14 protein-coding genes are annotated in these 19,116 nt (G+C 39.4%); 5 read left to right on the plus strand and 9 right to left on the minus strand.

What is annotated here, in order from left to right:
• Window positions 1-92: 92 nt before the first annotated feature.
• Window positions 93-1,709 carry an ABC1 kinase family protein gene (locus IQ19_RS00665; protein ID WP_144538902.1) on the minus strand — a complete coding sequence of 539 codons (1,617 nt, stop codon included), beginning with the start codon at window positions 1,707-1,709 and terminating at the stop codon, window positions 93-95.
• A gap of 345 nt (window positions 1,710-2,054) precedes the next feature.
• On the opposite strand from IQ19_RS00665, the gene IQ19_RS00670 reads away from it, so the two are divergent.
• Window positions 2,055-5,015 carry a DPP IV N-terminal domain-containing protein gene (locus tag IQ19_RS00670; RefSeq protein WP_158638714.1) on the plus strand — a complete coding sequence of 987 codons (2,961 nt, stop codon included), beginning with the start codon at window positions 2,055-2,057 and terminating at the stop codon, window positions 5,013-5,015.
• Window positions 5,016-5,512: 497 nt separating this feature from the next.
• Here IQ19_RS00670 and IQ19_RS00675 read toward each other — a convergent pair whose 3' ends face one another.
• Together IQ19_RS00675 and IQ19_RS00680 are read right to left on the minus strand one after the other, a co-directional pair.
• The gene (locus IQ19_RS00675; RefSeq protein ID WP_144538906.1) at window positions 5,513-6,430 is read right to left on the minus strand and encodes a pseudouridine-5'-phosphate glycosidase; all 918 of its coding nucleotides are present in this window, start codon (window positions 6,428-6,430) and stop codon (window positions 5,513-5,515) included.
• Entirely contained in the window at window positions 6,431-7,525 is a 1,095-nt protein-coding gene (locus IQ19_RS00680; RefSeq protein WP_199749369.1) for a carbohydrate kinase, read from the minus strand.
• Window positions 7,526-8,079: 554 nt separating this feature from the next.
• Between IQ19_RS00680 and IQ19_RS00685 the strand changes: the two genes are divergently transcribed.
• Window positions 8,080-9,171, plus strand: coding sequence for a carbohydrate kinase (locus IQ19_RS00685; protein WP_144538910.1), 1,092 nt, complete (start codon window positions 8,080-8,082; stop codon window positions 9,169-9,171).
• Between the two features lie 615 nt (window positions 9,172-9,786).
• On the opposite strand, the gene IQ19_RS00690 is transcribed toward IQ19_RS00685, so the two are convergent.
• The 5 genes from IQ19_RS00690 to IQ19_RS00705 form a co-directional block, all read right to left on the minus strand.
• The gene (locus IQ19_RS00690; protein ID WP_144538913.1) at window positions 9,787-10,545 is read right to left on the minus strand and encodes an alpha/beta hydrolase; all 759 of its coding nucleotides are present in this window, start codon (window positions 10,543-10,545) and stop codon (window positions 9,787-9,789) included.
• 153 nt (window positions 10,546-10,698) lie between these two features.
• A complete protein-coding gene (locus tag IQ19_RS27950) occupies window positions 10,699-10,839 on the minus strand; it encodes a hypothetical protein (protein WP_199749327.1) in 141 nt (46 codons plus the stop codon).
• Between the two features lie 106 nt (window positions 10,840-10,945).
• On the minus strand, window positions 10,946-12,175 hold the full coding sequence (locus tag IQ19_RS00695; protein WP_144538915.1) for an MFS transporter: 1,230 nt from the start codon (window positions 12,173-12,175) through the stop codon (window positions 10,946-10,948).
• A gap of 114 nt (window positions 12,176-12,289) precedes the next feature.
• Window positions 12,290-12,862: an MEDS domain-containing protein gene (locus IQ19_RS00700; RefSeq protein WP_144538917.1), complete on the minus strand. Its 573-nt coding sequence runs from the start codon at window positions 12,860-12,862 to the stop codon at window positions 12,290-12,292.
• 179 nt (window positions 12,863-13,041) lie between these two features.
• Entirely contained in the window at window positions 13,042-13,854 is an 813-nt protein-coding gene (locus IQ19_RS00705; protein WP_144538919.1) for a hypothetical protein, read from the minus strand.
• A 290-nt stretch (window positions 13,855-14,144) separates the two neighbouring features.
• On the opposite strand from IQ19_RS00705, the gene IQ19_RS00710 reads away from it, so the two are divergent.
• The 3 genes from IQ19_RS00710 to IQ19_RS00720 are packed head-to-tail and all read left to right on the plus strand — an operon-like array spanning window position 14,145 to window position 17,290.
• The gene (locus IQ19_RS00710; protein WP_144538921.1) at window positions 14,145-14,708 is read left to right on the plus strand and encodes a biotin transporter BioY; all 564 of its coding nucleotides are present in this window, start codon (window positions 14,145-14,147) and stop codon (window positions 14,706-14,708) included.
• A gap of 34 nt (window positions 14,709-14,742) precedes the next feature.
• Window positions 14,743-16,200, plus strand: a complete 1,458-nt coding sequence (locus IQ19_RS00715) for an AMP-binding protein (RefSeq protein WP_144538923.1) — start codon at window positions 14,743-14,745, stop codon at window positions 16,198-16,200.
• Window positions 16,196-17,290: an acetyl-CoA C-acyltransferase gene (locus IQ19_RS00720; RefSeq protein WP_144538925.1), complete on the plus strand. Its 1,095-nt coding sequence runs from the start codon at window positions 16,196-16,198 to the stop codon at window positions 17,288-17,290. The genes IQ19_RS00715 and IQ19_RS00720 overlap by 5 nt, the downstream gene beginning before the upstream one ends.
• 505 nt (window positions 17,291-17,795) lie before the next feature.
• Here IQ19_RS00720 and IQ19_RS00725 read toward each other — a convergent pair.
• A complete protein-coding gene (locus tag IQ19_RS00725; protein ID WP_158638715.1) occupies window positions 17,796-18,917 on the minus strand; it encodes an NAD(P)/FAD-dependent oxidoreductase in 1,122 nt (373 codons plus the stop codon).
• Window positions 18,918-19,116 lie beyond the last annotated feature (199 nt).

The raw sequence follows: 19,116 nt of genomic DNA on the forward strand, positions 1-19,116 counted from the left end.
TAATTATCTGACTAATTATTTTATCATAATATACTGCTAGATTCATTATACAAAAAAGAGCCAGAATAACTGGTTTTTTCAAAACCACTCCGTTAGCGCTGCTTTTCCGGCATATATTTCAGCCACTTTCCCAGCTTGTAACTGGTCACACCGTAGCCGGCCAGTGCAACCCCTGTCAACCCAGCCGACAGCTGCCATATTAGTTCATCATCTAAATAGTAACCTGTAACCACTCCGATTAGACCAATCAATATCAGCTGAAAAAGCTGCTTCTTTCGATTCTCAAAAATCGCAAATTTAAATTCTCTTCTCTGCTCCGATTCCTTTAATTGCTCCAATTTACTCGGTGTCTCCAGGAACTCAACGGCAGAATGGAAGATTTTAAATAAAGGCTGGGACTGAATGACTCTCCAGATGAATGACCATTTATTGCCGTGAGAATTCAGCCATTCGGTGAAAACTGGTTTCCCCAAGCCCAGTAGCTCTTCATCTGGTGCCAGGTTTCGAACGATCCCTTCAATCGTCATAAAAGAACGTCCCAGAAAAACGAATCGGGTTGGGACCTGGATGGGGAGCGCAGTAATCAGATCATTTAATTCCAATTTTAGGGCAATTAAATCCATTTCTTTTAACTGGGCAGGATCAAATGTTATCCACTCCCCAATCAGTCTTTCAATCGTTCTTGGATCTGCTTCAGGAAGCAAAAACCCTAACCGGGACAAGCACTCGACGGCTTTAGAGTAATTTTTGGCCAAAAAGCTTTCAATTAAACTTTGAAAAGCAGCAGCATCCTTTTTCGAGATTTCCCCTGCCATCCCGAAATCAAGCAGGATGATACGTCCCTCCCGAGATACCAGGACATTGCCGGGGTGAGGATCTGCATGAAACATGCCGGTTTCAAGCCATTGCGGGATAAAAATTTTCATAAGCCGACGGGCCAAATCCTGGCGGGAAACATCCAATTGCTCCACTGCCCCGATATCAGTGAGCCGCCTTCCTTCCACCCACTCCATCACAAGCACTTTAGATGTGCATAGGTCAGGATAAACGGCAGGAATCCGTACATCATCACTTTCATTATAGCGGTTCTTAAAATAAAGCAGCGTTTCTTTTTCTTTTGTAAAATCAAGCTCCCGCTCAATCACCTGCTTCAATTCCTGAAACAGCACCTTCAGATTGATAAAGCCTTTTGGAATCGGAACAAAATGATCCGCAAACCAAATCAGAATGCTTAACGTCCTGAAGTCAGTCTGCACAATGGATTGAATTTCAGGACGCTGCACCTTGATGGCAACGGCTGACCCATCCTGCAAAACCCCTTTATAAACCTCGCCAATCGAAGCGGATGCAATGGCATCCTGTTCGATCGCCAGTACCTTCTTGGAAAGCTCAAATCCCCATTCTGCGTTCAATATCTCGTGAATCTTATTCCAATCTGATGGCGGAACTTTGTCGGTAAGGTCCTGAATTTCCTGAATAAAAGCAGCCGGCAGCAAATCAGAGCGTATACTGATGAATTGTCCAACCTTAATCAGCAGCCCTTCCAATTCAAAAAGCGTTTTCCGAAGCCTTTTCCCGATGCTTGCCCACAATTTCCCCCATTCCGCCTCTGGTTTGCGGGTCCACTTATACCAATAAATTTGTACAAAAATGCTAAACGCCAGAGAAAGCACTTTATACATCCGAAATAATTTATTCTTCGTTTTCATCCGATCAACTCATTTCTAGTTAAATATGAGTGTTAAATTCTGCAAAAACGCAATTTACTCCTTTTTTTGTTTAAAAGGTGTATGTGCAAATAAAACTTAAAATTAGCGTAAAATCTCTCCTAAAATGACAGTAAATTTTCATGGTTATTTAAACTTATCTCAAAAAACCATTCCTTTCCGTATGTATTCAGCTCAACAATGGCGTTCTTCACAAAAAAATAAAATATATGAATATTCCTATAATTAGCAGAATGTTGAAAATGTGATGATTAATTAAGAAAGTTATATTGATACTAGTAATAGTAATGTTTAGTTAATTTAATTAAAAGTATGAGGAGTTGCTTTATGAAACGAAAAACCATTTTCAGATGGACTATTTTGATGTTGATCCCTATTCTGTTCCTTGGACAGAATATATTGACAGGTATTTCATCTAAAGTAAATGCTAAAAAAAGTTCTGATATTGTAACGATAACGGAGGGAACGAATATTGCTGTTGCTGTTTCCCCAGATCATAGTCAACTCGTGATGGATTTACAGGGAGTTTTATGGACATTGCCCATGACAGGTGGGACTGCCAAAGCAATTACTGATACATATGTCGATCCTTCCTTTCCAGATTGGTCACCAGATGGGAAACGAATTGCGTTCCAATCCTATCAAGGAGGAAATTACCACATCTGGTCCATGAACCCTGATGGGTCTGATATGCGCCAACTCACTTTTGGTAAATATGATGATCGGGAACCATCTTACTCTCCTGATGGATCTAAAATTGCCTTTTCGTCGGATCGTGGAGGAAGTTATGATATTTGGGTATTAGATTTAGCAACGAATGAACTTAAAGCTTGGACTAATACAACAAGTGAAGAGTATCAACCAACATGGTCACCAGATGGAAGTGAAATTGCTTATATAGATGGCAAACAACTCAAAGCCGTTGATGTAGCTGGAAATATTCGTACAGTTGTAACAGAAGAATTGGGGACAATCTCAAATCCATCTTGGTCACCAGAAGCCAAAGACATTGCCTATGTTGTGAAAGATGGACTGCAAAGCAACTTAAAGATCTCAGGAAAACAAGTGACAAGCAATGAAGATGTATTCCCTTTTCCTGTTGAATGGCTGTCAACAAATGAAATCGCATACACTGCTGATGGTCACATTAAAACAAGAAAGCTAGATCAGGAAAAGGCAGAAACCATTCCTTTTCGAGCAGACATTTCTTTTAGCCTACAAGAGTATCAATCGAAGAAACATGATTTTGATTCCAAGAAACAGAAAGATGTAAAAGGAATTGTTGCACCTAAACTATCACCGAATGGAAAGCAAGTCGCTTTTGTGGCTCTTAATAATCTTTGGTTATTAGACGTTGGCAAGGGAAAGCCTCGTCAATTGACAGATGACTCTTACATGGAGCTTGATCCAACATGGTCTCCTGATGGAAAGCAGATTGCTTATTCATCTGATAAAGAAGGGACAGAAGATATCTATCTTTTAAATTTGGCTTCAGGTAAGAAACAACGATTAACAACATCCGACAGCGCTGAATTTGCGGCTGCATGGTCTCCGGATGGAGAAAAGGTGGCTTATCAAGATGAAAATGGAAAAACTTATACGGTCGATATTAGTACGGGAGGGACAAAACAAGTTATAGAAAGCCTAAACTTACCTGGACCTCCTACATGGGGACCTGATAGTAAAACCATTGCATTAGCTGCGATTAAAACGTATTCAAATCGATTCCGCGAAGGAACAAATCAGATTTTTATCGTTAATACGGAAACTGGGACGAAAAACTTCGTTGATCCGATTCCTTTCAAATCATTGAGTAACCGAAATAACTCAGGACCTATATGGTCGCCGGATGGTAAACAGATGGCCTTTATTATTGAAAGTCAGCTTTGGGTGATGGCGGTTGACAAAAATGGACAGCCAAAAGGAGAGCCTCGACTCCTTTCAGATGAGATTGCCGATTCACCTAGTTGGAGTAGGGATTCAAACACATTGATGTACCTATCAAAAGGAGATTTGAAACTCATTTCCATCAATGGAGGTCCATCACAAACAGTCCCTTTTACGCTGAAATGGAGGCCTCAGCTTCCAAGTGGTAAGAAGGTGATTCATGTTGGGAGACTGTGGGATGGAGTCAGCACCGAGCTTAAGGAAAATGTTGATATTACGTTACAAGGTAACCGAATTGTCGATATCCAACCACATAAAAAAGAGCATAAGGGAAAGGTGATCGATGCGAGCGAACTTACCGTGATTCCAGGATTGTGGGATACACACATTCACCAGCAGTTGAATCAGTCTCATTACGGTTCTAGACAAGGGCGTCAATTACTCTCCTTTGGGGTGACAAGTACTGTTTCAATGGGGGATTATGCGTATCGTGCGATTGAGGATCGTGAAGCAATTGAATCTGGAAATCGGATAGCCCCACGTTATTTTGCATCAAGTGAACTGATCGAGGGTTCACGCGTGTACTATAGTAATATGAGACCTACAACTTCTTTAGAGGCGGTTAAACGAGAAGTGGAAAGAGCTGGGTCCCTAGAGGTAGATCTATTGAAAACCTATGTGAGACTTCCAAATGATCACCAAGATTATGTGATTAATAAAGCTCATGAAATGGGAGTACCTGCGTTTTCACATTACTTTTTTCCGGCCATGGCCTTTGGCCAAGATGGCATATCCCATCTTACGGCTACACAGCGTTTGGGATTTTCCCGAACAGTGAGTCCAAGTGGATATGCCTATGAAGATGTCGTGAAACTTACTGGTGAATCCGGAATGTCTGTTACGTCAACACTGTCATTGTCTGCAAATATGCTTGGATTCTATCCTAAAATCATTTCAGATCCACGTATTGAAAAATTGTATACAGCTTGGCAATATCGTTCGATTAGGGGTATGTATGAAGCTGCTTTAACGAAAGATCAAAAGCGTGTTGCCAAGTATGTGGCGATATTAAAGGATATGATCGATGCGGGTGGTGTAGTGATAAACGGTACGGATTCACCGCTGGTACCTATAGGATTTAGTACGCATGCAGAACTTATGGCTATGACACAATATGGAATGACCCCATATGAAGCATTACGTACTGCCACGTATTACCCAGCGAAAAAAATGGGGGTTGAGGAGGATCTAGGTACCATTGAGCCAGGAAAGATTGCAGATCTTGTATTCGTGAAGGGTAACCCTTTACAAGATATAAAAGATACCGTGAACGTCCAGATGGTTATGAAAGATGGTAAAGTATATTCAATCGATGACATTATCGCTCCATTTAATAAATAATAGATGTTGATTGTTTGGATTAGAATTGTTTAAGTGAATCAAGGGGCCAATATCGGTCACCTTGATTTTTTTATGAAAAGGATCATATGGTACGTTTCTTGTCTGAAAAATATTCTCTTTGTTTTACTGTCCAGAAAGTCATGAGTTTTTGAACAAAACAAGAAAGAATCCGAAAAGACAAGATTTCCAGGCTGCAAAACAATTTATTTTAGATCTTTCATTTTTAGTTTTGAGCCATTTTATTTCTAAATGGAAATCGCCGTAAAGACGAGGAACGTAATAAAAGCCTGCATGAAGGAAGTATCATACAGGCTGATTATTACTTAATAAATTCATTTTTTGATCCAAGATTTGGTTATCAAAAATAAATAGCAATCATGACATAAAAATCTACTTTACCAAGAATGGAGGCCTTTTCGCTTTTTAAAATCAGGCCAAGCCAAATATTTCACTTTATAGAAGTTGAGTTTATCCTAAGCTACGAACTAAATTTCTTATTATTTCGTTTTGTTATTGAAGCTGACTGCAATTTGTGATCCTACTTTAGCATTGTGTTTTACTAATTCTATATTGGCATCAAGGCTTTTACCGTTAGTTAATTCTTTAATTTTTCCTAGCAAGAATGGTGTGCTATCTTTACCAATAATATGGTTTTCTTCTGCTTCTTTAACTGCTTGATCGATAATTCCATTGATATAGTCTTCATCCATAGCATGTTCTTCAGGAATCGGGTTGGCGATTACTGCTCCACCCTTAAGGTTTAATTCCCATTTCGTTTTTAATGTCTCGGCAATGACATCAATTGAATCAGTAAAGAAGTTTAATTTATGTTCACTATTTCTAGTATAGAAAGCTGGGAGGTACTCAGTTTCATATCCAATTACAGGTACCCCTTTTGTTTCAAGGTATTCTAGTGTAAGGGCCAGATCTAGGATTGATTTAGCACCTGCACAAATGACAGCTACATCCGTTTGAGCTAATTCTTCAAGGTCAGCTGAGATATCCATAGTCGTTTCAGCCCCTTTATGAACTCCGCCAATACCACCTGTTACAAAGATTTTGATATCTGCTAAATCAGCACAAATCATGGTTGTTGCAACAGTCGTTGCACCTAGTTGTTTTGTAGCAATAATTTGCGCTAAATCACGTCTTGATACTTTAGCAACATCTGAACTTTTACCAAATAACTCTAATTCATCATCTGTTAAACCAATTTTAATTTTTCCATCAATGATCGCAATTGTTGCTGGAACAGCACCGTTATCACGAACAATTTGTTCAACTTCCCGAGCCGTTTTTACGTTTTGAGGATAAGGCATACCATGAGAAATTATAGTCGATTCTAATGCTACGATTGCTTTACCTTCCGTTTTCGCTTGTTGTACCTCTGCAGATAATTCAATATATTGTTTCATTTAAATTTCCTCCATATCTAACATAAATTGTTTTTGAGATAATTCTTGTCTAACTGTATACTTTGACATAATTGTTTTGTGTGCATTGACCAAACCAGATTTGAGAATGTAGTCAATTTCTTTCTTTTGCAGCCAGGAATAAATAACTCCTGAACAAAATGAATCTCCTGCACCTGTAACATCCACAACCATTGGTGTTTCGATAGCTGGGAAATCATGAATCTCTCCATTTTCAACTCCCGCCATTACACCTTTTGATCCATTGGTTACAATAACATTTTTTACACCTAACTCTAACCACTTCTTAACTGAATTTTCCCAGTCTTTCTTATCATTGATTTTAATATTCATAAACGTTTCTGTTTCATCTTTATTTACGATGAGCCAACTCACTGCATTCAACCTTTTTGGAAGCCTGTTCATTTTTGGCGATGAGACAGGGATAATGACTAATGGAATATGATGTTTAGATGTGAAAGAACAGAGAAAATCTATGGTTTCACTTGGACAATTCAAATCCGCTACGATACATTTAGCTCTTCTAAGAATATTGCTGTTTTTTATCAACAACTCAGGTGTAATATTTTCATAAACATCCATGTCTGCAAATGCGACTGATAAATCACCATTTTTATCTAGGACTGCTGTATAGGAACCTGTTGACGAATGTTCAAATTGAGCGACATGCTCCAAATTCATAAAAGGTGATGATAAATCATAAATCTCTTCCCATTCTGAATCGTTACCTCTTGCTGATAATAAGATTACTTCCTCACCTAATCTTCCTAAGTTTTCCGCAATATTTCTTGCTACTCCTCCTACCGATGTAGAAGATTTGACTGGATTAGACGTTTCATGAGTAATTCCATATTTCGCATAGAATTTTCGATCGACGTTAGCTCCGCCAATGCAAATAATAGGATTAGTTTCATTTAAAACATAAGCCTTGCCTAAAACATATTCTTTCTTGATTAATCCAGAAATAATATTCGCAACGGACGACATTGATTCTCCTACTATTTCAGATAATTCCTGTTGCGAAATAAATGGATTTTCTCTAATCATATCTAATATTAATTTTTCATTTTCGTTCATTTCATCAGTCATTTTATCCCCCCTTTCAAAACAAATGTTTATTGATTAAACATATGTTTAGTATACGGTTTCATTTTAGATTGTCAATAGTGTTTTAAGCAAACATTAAATATCTCTTATTTATTTTCTCTATAATTTTTAAAAATAATTAAATAAAAAAGAAGATCACCAAAGCTTTGTTTCTTAAAAAGGGGCAACTAGTGAGCGTGAACAATTTATTTTTATTCATGAGATACACCATAACTACTAGCTGCTATCAATTTTTTATTGAATTGAATTTGTTTCATAAAAAAATCATAATCTCCAATATAAATTACCGATAGACTTTTTTGCAGTCTATTTTTTAGTTATAATGGATTGACAAAATCATCCGTCCAGATCATTTAGCTCATGTTTTATTTATCTTTTACTAGTAACAAAAATGTTGTCCGGTTAAGCAATTTTGTTATAAAGATAGCCGATAAAAAATCTATCACAATGGGGTTTTACATTTAAGCATTTACGAACAATTGTTTATAAATGAAACGAATATTTAAGGAGAATGAGGTTGTTTCATGGATAAAGAGCAACAAATTTTAAATCACATAAGAATGAACCCTTTCATTTCACAGCAAGAATTATCAAGTAAAGTCGGTTTATCACGACCTGCCGTTGCTAATTATATTGCTAACCTGACGAGACGCGGTGAAATCAAAGGTCGTGGGTATATACTTCGAGAAGAATCGTCGATCGTATGTATTGGAGGGGCAAACACAGACCTGAAAGCGCGAACAAATCAGAAGGTGCGTTTATATTCATCAAATCCAGTAAAAATGATTGAAGCTTGTGGCGGTGTAGCACGTAATTTTGCCGAAAATTTAAGTCGGCTCGGCGTAAACACTTCTCTTATGACTTGTGTCGGAGACGATAAAGAGGGTAACTGGATACTAAAGGAAACGAAAGGTCAAGGGGTTGATGTTAGTCAAGTATGGGTGTTGCCAACAGAACGGACTGGGACTTATACTACCTTGTTAGATATTGATGGTGAAAGTATTGTCTCCATGGCTGATATGAATATATACGAAAAAATAACAACTTCCATGTTCGAGGAAAAATGGTCTCATATTGTTGCCTCACAAGCCGTTTATTTGGATACGAATATTCCTAAGGAATGTATAAGTTATTTGATTAAACGTTGCAGAGATGAAAACATTCCTTTGTATATTGACCCTGTATCTTCAGCCAAGGCACAAAAACTTCCTTTTCGTCTTGACGGAGTCGAACTTCTGCTCCCTAACCGAGAAGAAGCAGAAATGCTTGCTGAAACAAAAATTGACTCAATCAAGGATTGCCAATTAGCATGTGAAAAAATGAGACAGCGCGGCGTTCAAAAAGTTATTATCACGCTTGGTGATCAAGGGGTTTATTATTTCTCTACTGAGGAATCTGGGCATTTACCTGCTTTTGAAACTGAAGTTGTTGATGTGACAGGGGCTGGCGAAGCATTTGCTTCATGTGCAATATATGGAATCATGAACCAAGAATCTTTATTTAGTGCTTGCCAATTAGGCCTTGCGGGTGCTGCTCTTACCCTTCAAACTGAAAAATCCATATCATCATTTTTAAAACCGGATAATATTCATGAAATCGTAAACCAATTCTCATGATGAAATCCTATTTGACTTTTCGTCTTTAGAAATGATTATCTTTTTATAGAAGACCAAATCCATTAAGATTATTGAAAAAGCATCTGCTGAGGTGAAAGCAGATGCACTTTTTTGACGAAATTATAAAGCCTTTTTGCGAATAAATGCAATGGAAAGCAGTATTATTTGTAAGATCATTTGTAATAGACTATGGACATAAGGCTTTAGGAAGCAGAACAAGAATGAAAAAGGCCACAGCAATCAATAGGAGACTATAGACCAATGGCCTTAATAAGGTAAAAACTCCATCTGTTACAAATGATTCGTAAGTATACATATTCCCCCCTAAAAAATCCTAGAATAGTATTATTTTACAATTGATAGAGGGATGAATGCCAGCCTTAAAAAACGGATGCACTTTTATCGTGCGGCCGCAGAGGCAAATCAAAAACCTCGGCAATTTCCGAATAATCTAGCTTGAAAAAAATTTATCTGCTTTATGATTTCATTTATAACCGTTATTAAAATTTTTTATCTATGTTATATTTCGTTTTATCCCTATTATAAAAAAATTTATCTGTATGATAAATTTTCACCTACAAAAAAGCCTGTCCTAAAAAGGACAAGCCAGGTGTTTTAAGAAAAAACTTCTATTCGCATTTTCTGAATATACTGGTGCGTTTTTTCAATAATTCTCTCTTTATCATAATCCATTGAAGCAACATGATAGGAGTTGTAAAGCGGTACAACTTCCTTCTGATCAGATCCAATATGCTCAGCAATGTAATCCGTGCATTCTGCAGGAACAACATGGTCCTCTGTGGATTTAAAGCACAGAACCGGATTTTTAATAGCTGACAAAATGGCAGGGGTTTTCTCCATTACCGCCTGCAGTTCATGGATCGAGCGAATGGAAACTTTCCCATATGTTACTTCCTCAACCCCTGCACATTTAATATCGGGTGTCCCCTCAATTAAATACCGTGGACTTGTTTTCCCAATGAGGTAATCATAGGAAGGTACCTTTAAGGCAGCATTTATTAAAACCAGCCCTTTAATTTCAGGATTTTTGTTTGCCAGCCAAAGTGCCAGCGCACCACCCATTGATTGTCCCACTACATAAACAGCCGAGCACCGTTCTTTTAAGAATTGATAACCCTTTTCCATTTCAGCAAACCAGTCCTGATGGGTCGTCTTTTCCATATCCTTATAATGTGTGCCATGGCCTTTAAGCCTTGGGGCAAAAACCGAATACCCAAGCTTTGCAAATGCTTCTCCTAAAAAACGGACACTCTGGGGAGTCCCAAGAAACCCATGTGTGAGTAAGAGACCAACCTCATTGCCTTTCAAATAAAATGACTCCGCACCGTCCATAACAGGGTAAAATTCTCTCATCACACTGTTCCTCCCTCAAAAGTTGTTATTCATATTATATTACCTACTATTCCGACCTGTCAACTCGTATTTATATCTAAAACTGTACCGCCAATTACTATTTTGGCGATACAAAAGGTTCAATACTGTTTTTGCAAGCTCACTAACTACACGTTACTGACCTTGTGCACCATTAGAGGAAACTCTTCGTACGTGATCCTCTTCAAAGTTATTTTTTCTGGCTGCATCAACTTTGTCATTTAATAATTTCTTCTGATCCACTTGGCCTGATGGTGTATTATTTTTCTTTGACACGTCAAAAACCCCTTTATCATTATTTTATTACCCACTTATTTTGATTTATTTTGTTTAAAATAAACATGAATTTTATTAAAAAACCTGCCCCAAACCGGACAGGTTATCAAGTCGCCTTCGCTCCCTTAATATTCAAAGATTCCTTATAATCCCTTGGCAAAACCAGCAAACTAACCAGCGGCCCAAGAGCCAGGACAGCAAACCCCACTCCCCATCCGATCGTCTCATTGGGCATGATGCTCAGAATGAAACCAAACACACCTGGCGAGATAATGGTAATGCTATAGCCAAGGACCTGCTGCATGCCTAAGGCGAGACCAATTGTATTGGCAGTACTTAGTTCACTGATTGCCACAGAATAAATCGGGGAATCCCCCACCACTATGATTCCGTATAGAACGCCGATCAAAATAACAACAGAAAATGGAATGGACGAGATCCATCCAAACAACAGCGAACAAAACAGGCCAACCAGCAGCAAGGGCTTCAAGGCTCTCACTCTGCCAATCCTGTCGGATAGTTCTCCTCCCATCCAAGTTCCGAGAGCTCCGATCACAATAAAGATTCCAGCCCATAGGTTTCCGATTTGCTGAGCGTCACCTGGAGAATAGCCGTGGATCATGGCAGTGTAAACCATGAACGGCCCTACCCAGCCCCAGAAGGCGTACAGTTCCCACATATGCCCTGAATAGGCAAGGTTCATGGCAACCAGCTTTTTGTTGGAGAATAGTGATTTAAAAAGAGCAAAAGACATCATAGGCGGATACTCGGGCATTTTTGGATTTACTCTATAAATAAGCATCATGAAAGCAGCAATAAATGCTCCAATGGAAGTAATGACCACTACGCCTCTCCAGCCGAAAAAGGAAATCAAAGGAGCAGAAAACAGCAATGCACTGCCCGAACCAACGACTAGCGCACCCACATAAATCCCGAACGTCTTCCCTCGTGTTTCCGGCGGATAAATTCCCGAAAGATATTTGAGCCCGGGGACATATATGCCGCCCAAACCAATCCCGGCGATTATTCTTAAGGCTAACCCGCTCCAAAATCCTTCAGCAGCAACACCAAAAAGCAGTCCGCTGATTCCAGCTATCAAAGATGCAGAAATAAAAATATACCTCGGGTTGACACGGTCAGACAGGTAACCAAACAAGAAAACAGATAACACATAACCAAACTGAAAGGAAGAGAGAATAATTCCCGCTTCACCGGATGTCAGTCCCCATTCTTCCTTGACGATGGGCAGGATTGCTGAATAATTAAACCAGATTAACATCGTTAAAAACTGTGCAAATGAAACGAGTAACAATGGGAATAAAGAGATTTTTTTCATTTTGCCCCCCTTTAAGAAAAGCCGTCGCCAAAGCCCATTCCAAGCGCCTAATCCATTTCTGCGGTACTTCCATTGTCGCGTGAAAATAGGATAAATCTCTTAAGCGTTTTTCTATTATTCCCTATTCATTAATGAGGGGTATAGTTCAGAGACGACCACATCATCTTCCAATAGAATATAAGGATGGGTTTCCATCAAAATCCTTCTGAGGTAGTCTGGCATTCTCTCTCCTTTATACGCACAAATCAATGGAAACGATAGTAGATTTACAGCCTCGTCTACAATTTTCTCAAAATCTTCTATTAGATGCAGCGGATCTTTCATAGTGGCCCACTCCACATGTGCCCATGAACGGAATGGAAGTTTATTTTCCAAGTAGGGCTGTACCATTTTATTGAAATAATCATGGATTGCAGGGGGATGATAACTGCCACTTGAATAATAAAAATCCAAGTTGTTTACTCTGTGAATGTATTCCATTTGATCTTTCGTTAACCGTGTGCTCAGTTCTTTGTGAATTAGAGGGTAAACACGGTCATTTTCAATAAGAATAACGTATTCTCCCGCCAAAATGCCATTATGGATAAAACTCACAACCTGTTCAATGTATTTCTCCATTCCATTATAGGAATACAGCACATGAACACTCTTTTGGTCCTCAAACAACTGGTTCATTTTACTTTTCATGTGATCACTCCTTCTTTCTTACATTTAGTCCATTATAATAAAAAATTAAAAATAGTTGAGGCCTTACTTTGTAAAGACCGATTTATTCCTCAACTGTGGTGTGGATTACTTTAAGAAGACCATCAAACTGTGTTTGTCTTTTTTAAGTCTAAAATATCCATATTATTGTGTAACAGAACCTATTCATAAAATACAGATTCGCTGATTTCCAAAATGCCTTCGATTGTTTCTAAAACCTCAATAATCTCTTTCCAGGTTAGCCCAGTTCCAAGTTCATTTGCATGGGCCAATTCATCTCGCAATCGGCGGATTTCTTTCGCGATACTTCTGCCGGCAGTCTTTGAAGGGACGCTATAGATAGTTCTTAGCTTCTCATCCTCCACGAAAACCAAGTCAAGCTTATCACTTATTTGCAGGCATTCTACAAGATTTAAATCCTCATTTTTATTCACTTTGTCCTTATAAAGCTCTATGGCTTTTTCCAATCTTCCCGGACTTATAAGCTTTTTCCAGCTCTGTTTTGGAAAGTGGATATTTATGATTTCACCAAGCTTCATTTCCAGAAGTGTAATATAGCCAAAAATGATCATTCTAACGGGCGCTTTCTGCAAATCGGAATAGGTAACGAGTTTCGTTACCCTGGCTTTTTCCAGAATAAAAACCCGCCTGTTATCCTTTAAAATGTGAAGCAGATGAATGAGAGGGGTGGAGTCTGAAATCAAATCCTTTGCGGTAAAGCTTTTCATATAATCGTTTACACGGCCAGCTGACAAATGATCACGTTCAATATAGCCGGCAATCTCATCATGTTTTTTTACACCCAGTACATCAAAATGATTCCTTGCCATCTCCTCTTTAATCAAACGCGCATCATCTTCCTCCCGGCAAAACTGGATGGATTCGGCAATGCTGTTTACTGTAATGTTCGTCTCAAACAAATCCTTAAGACTCTTGTATGAACTGAAGTGGGCCGCTTGAAATAGGTTGTTCATATTAATCCCTCCCTCTTAATTATGCTTAATATTTTTCCATTGTATCACGAACTACTTTTGCTAATGTCTCCGAATAGGTCGGTCCCTTTATATATTTGGAAATTAACAAGGCCCATTGAAGTCCTCTCTGCTTTCTTAAAACGCAGATTAATAGACAGTTAGACCTTAGGGATCCATCCAAATAATCCATCATTCTTTTGTAAACTCTACTCAATATCGGGTTGACAGTTGATATATGTTAACCTTAAAATAAAAACAGTTAACCTACTATTCTAAATGGGAGAGGTATTATGAAAGTTAAAGAGATTACATATGTAGCTTTATTTGCAGCTGTGATGGGAGCCCTTGGTTTGGTTCCACCGATTATGCTATCATTCACACCCGTTCCAATTACATTACAAACACTGGGAGTGCTTTTGGCCGGAGGCATTTTAGGCGCCAGACTCGGCGGGATCAGCATGGCCGTTTTCCTTTTGCTAGTAGCTGTTGGGGCTCCGTTATTATCAGGGGGCCGCGGTGGAATTGGTGTTTTCTTCGGTCCGAGTGCCGGCTATTTGATCGCCTATCCGCTGACTGCATACTGTGTAGGCTATTTGCTAACTCGCTTCCGTACGTTAAAATTGAAGAATGTATTGCTTGTTAACCTGACAGTCGGAATTTTCCTTATCTACGTTTTCGGAATTCCTGTACAAGCATTCATGATGAATATTCCGGTGCTTGATGCTATAAAATTAAGCCTTGTCTATATTCCTGGTGATGTTTTAAAAGCGACACTCGCATCCCTCTTAGTATATAGACTGCAAAAGCATCCGGTCATTAACAAGCAATTTTCAAAATCTCTGGAGACACTTTAAGGTGTCTCTTTTTCATAAGGAGAGGAAAAGATCTTTGACAAACATCACATCTTCTATTAAAGAATTTGCCCAGCAATTCCCTGAAAAAACGGCAATCAACTCGAAAAACCAAACACTCACCTATGCGGATTGGTATATGCTTGTATCCAAAACTGCTAACTGGCTTCACTCCTTTTCTTTTGCTAATAAAACAATCAGCTTTCTCATGCCAAATGGAATCCCGTTCTTGCAGTTATTTGCTGGTGCTTCCATGGCTGGCTGGACAGCGGTACCGTTCGATGCAAAATGGAAGGCTGCAGAACTGGACAAACGATTGGCGATTTCCTGCCCTTCCATAGTGGTAACGACTAAGGACCTTTACCACCATGTCGCACACTTGCACCCTTTTGTTCTTATTTGGGAGGATTGCCGGGAAGAACTCAACAAAAAAGATCAGGCTTTTCTTATTGAAAAGAATGATAACATGCCTTTTTATATGGGCTTTACTTCAGGAACTACGGGAAATCCAAAAGCGTTTATCCGCTCCCATAAATCCTGGGCTGCCAGCTTCCTTGTGAATCAGCATGATTTTGAAATGGATGAAAAGGAACAAGTCCTGATTCCAGGATCCCTCATACACTCTCATTTTTTATATGGGGCAATCAGTACGCTTTGCACAGGCGGAACCGTTCATCTGCTTGAAAAATTTAGTGCTCCAAAGACACTATCACTGATAGAAGAGCGGGAAATCACAACTCTTTATGTAGTTCCGACGATGATTGCTGCCATTTTAAAAGAAGATAGGGTAATAGAAAGGCCTATAAAAATTATTTCCTCCGGTGCAAAGTGGGATAAACATTCAAAGCAAGCCATCCGCAATGTATTCGCTCATTTGACGATGATTGAATTTTACGGTGCAAGTGAACTCAGCTATGTAACGTATTTAACAGACGACCATAAAGCGGATTCAGTCGGAAAGCCTTGCCACGGAGTCGAAATCGAAATAAGAGGTTCCCGCAGCGAAAAGCTGGAACCCAATGATATTGGCAAAATATTTGTAAGGAGTGACCTGATTTTCGACGGGTACCTCCATCCGGACACAAAGAAGATCCAAACCATAAAGGATGAAGATGGCTGGGCAACGGTTCATGATATGGGTTATGTGGATGATGAAGGCTATTTAAATATAAGCGGCCGGGAAAAGAATATGATCTTATACGGAGCCATTAATATTTTCCCAGAGGAAATAGAAAAAGTGCTTTCACTAAACCCGGCAGTAGAAGAAGTCGCCGTCATCGGATTGCCCGACCCCTATTGGGGACAAATTGCAGCAGCTGTCGTTAAGGGACAAGCATCCACACTCGATTTAAAACGGTTTTGTAAAAAGCATTTGGCAGCCTATAAAGTACCGCGAAAATGGTTCTTTCTGGATGAAATGCCCTATACAACGAGCGGAAAAATTGCACGTGCCCAGCTTAAGGATTCCATTGAAAGCAAGGTGACCAGCCATTAAGAGAGCTGTAATTGTGAACGCAAAAAGAACCCCGATTGGAAAAGTTAACGGAATGCTCAAGGCCAAACAGCCGCATGAGCTGGCTGCCCCTCTTCTAAAACATTTGGCACAAGGGATGGAAGATAAGATTAATGACGTCATTTTAGGAAACGTCGTTGGCCCGGGGGGAAATATAGGGCGATTATCCGCATTGGAAGCAGAACTGCCGCTCTCCGTTCCAGGCCTAACGCTGGACCGCCAATGCAGTGCAGGGCTGGAAGCCATCCGAATGGCCTGCTATTACATACAGGGAGGCGCCGGCACCTGCTACATCGCTGGCGGAACAGAAAGCACAAGCACCTCCCCATATCCTTCAAGAGCCCGCTTCTCACCGGACAAAATCGGAGATCCCGATATGGGGCTAGCTGCAGAATACGTAGCAGAAATATATGGAGTTTCCAGAGAATCGCAGGATGAGTATGCCCGCTTGAGCTATGAACGGAGCTGGAATGCGTACGAACAGGGGCTGCTGGCAGAAGAAATCATCCCTGTGGGTAATTCCCTCCTGGATGAGGAGTTTTTTAAGAAAAGAAAGATGGATGCCTTGTTAAAGAGAGCAAAGCCCATTTTCAAGCAAGACGGTACCGTTACTGCCGCCAATAGCTGCGGAATCCATGATGGGGCATCTACCGTACTCGTCATGGAGGAAGAAGCTGCACGAAAGCATGGATTAAAACCTATTTTACGGTTTGCAGATAGTGAAGTCGCAGGTGTACATCCCCATTACCCGGGATTTGCCCCTGTTCCCGCTATACAGGCGATCTTAGAAAGAAATTACTTAACCATAGAAGATATTGATTTGATTGAAATCAACGAGGCCTTCGCATCCAAAATCGTTGCTTGTGCCAATGAGCTTTCCATTCCTTACGAAAAGCTAAATGTAAACGGAGGCGCTTTAACGATTGGCCATCCTTATGGAGCTTCAGGGGCTATTATGGTCAATAGATTGTTTTATGAAGTACAAAGGGGAAATTCAGCCAAATACGTACTTGCTGCAATTGGCAGCGGAGGCGGAATTGGTGTTGCTGTGCTATTTGAAGTGGCAGCTTAAAAATAAAGGCTGTTTTCCAAAAGATTTTTGTTTTCAAATAGATCTGTGAATATAAACATTGATAAATAAGGTTGGTTGATTGGAGCGTAAGGTGCGAGACTCCAGCGGGAGGAGTGGGACAGGTGAGGCTCACCGCCCGCCCCGCGGAAAGCGAGCATCCTGGAGCGGAAATAAACCCCTCCTCACTACTTGTTTAAAAAGCAACAAAGTTTGCGGAAACAGCCAAAATAAATATCCCTGTATTTTTCGAGAACTGTATTAGCCTATAACCTGGAATAAGTGCTTAAATAATTTAAGGTTCTTATTCCGGGTTTTTAAATTGTAAAAGGGCTGTTCCATTTTTAAGATAGGTTGTTTAAATCCTGCTTTTATACGGATATTAATAGCGTTATACAACAAAATAGCACAATATTAGCAGCTGCTAGCACTTTGATATTCGACAGATATCACTTGTTATCAACAATATATCACGTCTTCTTGCTTTTATCGCACAATAAAGAATGCTTCATTCGCTAAATTTAAACATATAATATTTTTCAAACGCCCTCTTCATCATGTGCGGCAAAACTCCACTTATGGTTCCTTTTAAAATTCCGTTATCAGTCAATTGATTTATGATAAGCATGGCTCCTTCATTTCCAAGCTCCATTATATAAAGCTGGTCAGGCTGATAGGATTGTAGCGGTTCATTTTTTATTTGTTTAACTACATTGCCAGCAGCAAGTATGCCTTGCTGTTCAGCAGCACGTCCTGTTTTTGTTCCCTTCATATCATTTGCATCGCCAACCACATAAATATTTTCCCATTGAACGGATTGGAGCGTTTCATTTACAGGCAAGATTCCATTTTCATGCTTAAGACCTTTTGATGAAAAGATAAATTCCTTACCTTTATATGGCGGCAAGGTTAGCAGAAATGAATAAGCCAGCCGTTCTCTATTTGACAAATATACTTTGCCGCCTTTGATTTTCTCGATCGAAACATTGCAATAAAACTTGACTTGATTCTTAGTCATTAACTTTTCAAGCTTTGATGTCGCCTTTTTACTTTTTGCTTCAAAAAACTCCTTTTCATATGTAAAAAACGTAATCGGGCATTTAATATGGTGCTCATTTAAAAAAGCTGCCAACTCAAACAGAAACTCATAAGCGATCCCTTGAGTCTGATTCCCTTGCGCAATGCCTATAACAATGGATTCATCTTCTTTAAGTTCTTTTACCATTTTTCTAGTCTGAAGAGCAGATGAGATATGATAAACAGAGGCACTCTCGCCTTCCAATCCTTTTATTCTTTTCCAGTCCGGAGAAGCACCTGAAGCAAGGATTAAGTAATCGTATTCAATGATTTCGCCATTCTTACATAAAATTTGATTTTGTTTTGGCTTAATGGCTTGAACCCCATTCTCAATAAACGCGGCACCGATTTTTTCAAACAATGGGCGAAGCGGGAAAGTGAACTTGTTAAGAGGATGGTTGTGAAATGGCAGCCAGATCAGGGATGGCCGAAATACAAATTGAGGATGATCAGAAATAACAATGATTTGAAATTGAGAAGGTTTTAACTTTTTACGAAGCTCTACTGCCGCATTTAACCCTCCAAAACCGGCTCCGACTATAGCAATGCGCAAAAGAATCACTTCCAGTTATTTAGATTGTCCTCATATATCCGTAGCCACATATCTTCATTTTCACCATATGTGTTCATGTTCCTATTATGTTCATTTTTTAATTTTTCATTAAGTATGTAAAAGCTGCATTACGTGTAACTATGTCTATTCAAAAAGCTTTTATTCTGCAACTGGGTCCCGTTACTGGACCAAAGAATGC

The organism is Cytobacillus oceanisediminis (assembly GCF_007830235.1).
GTDB classification, from domain to species: Bacteria; Bacillota; Bacilli; order Bacillales; family Cytobacillaceae; genus Cytobacillus; species Cytobacillus oceanisediminis.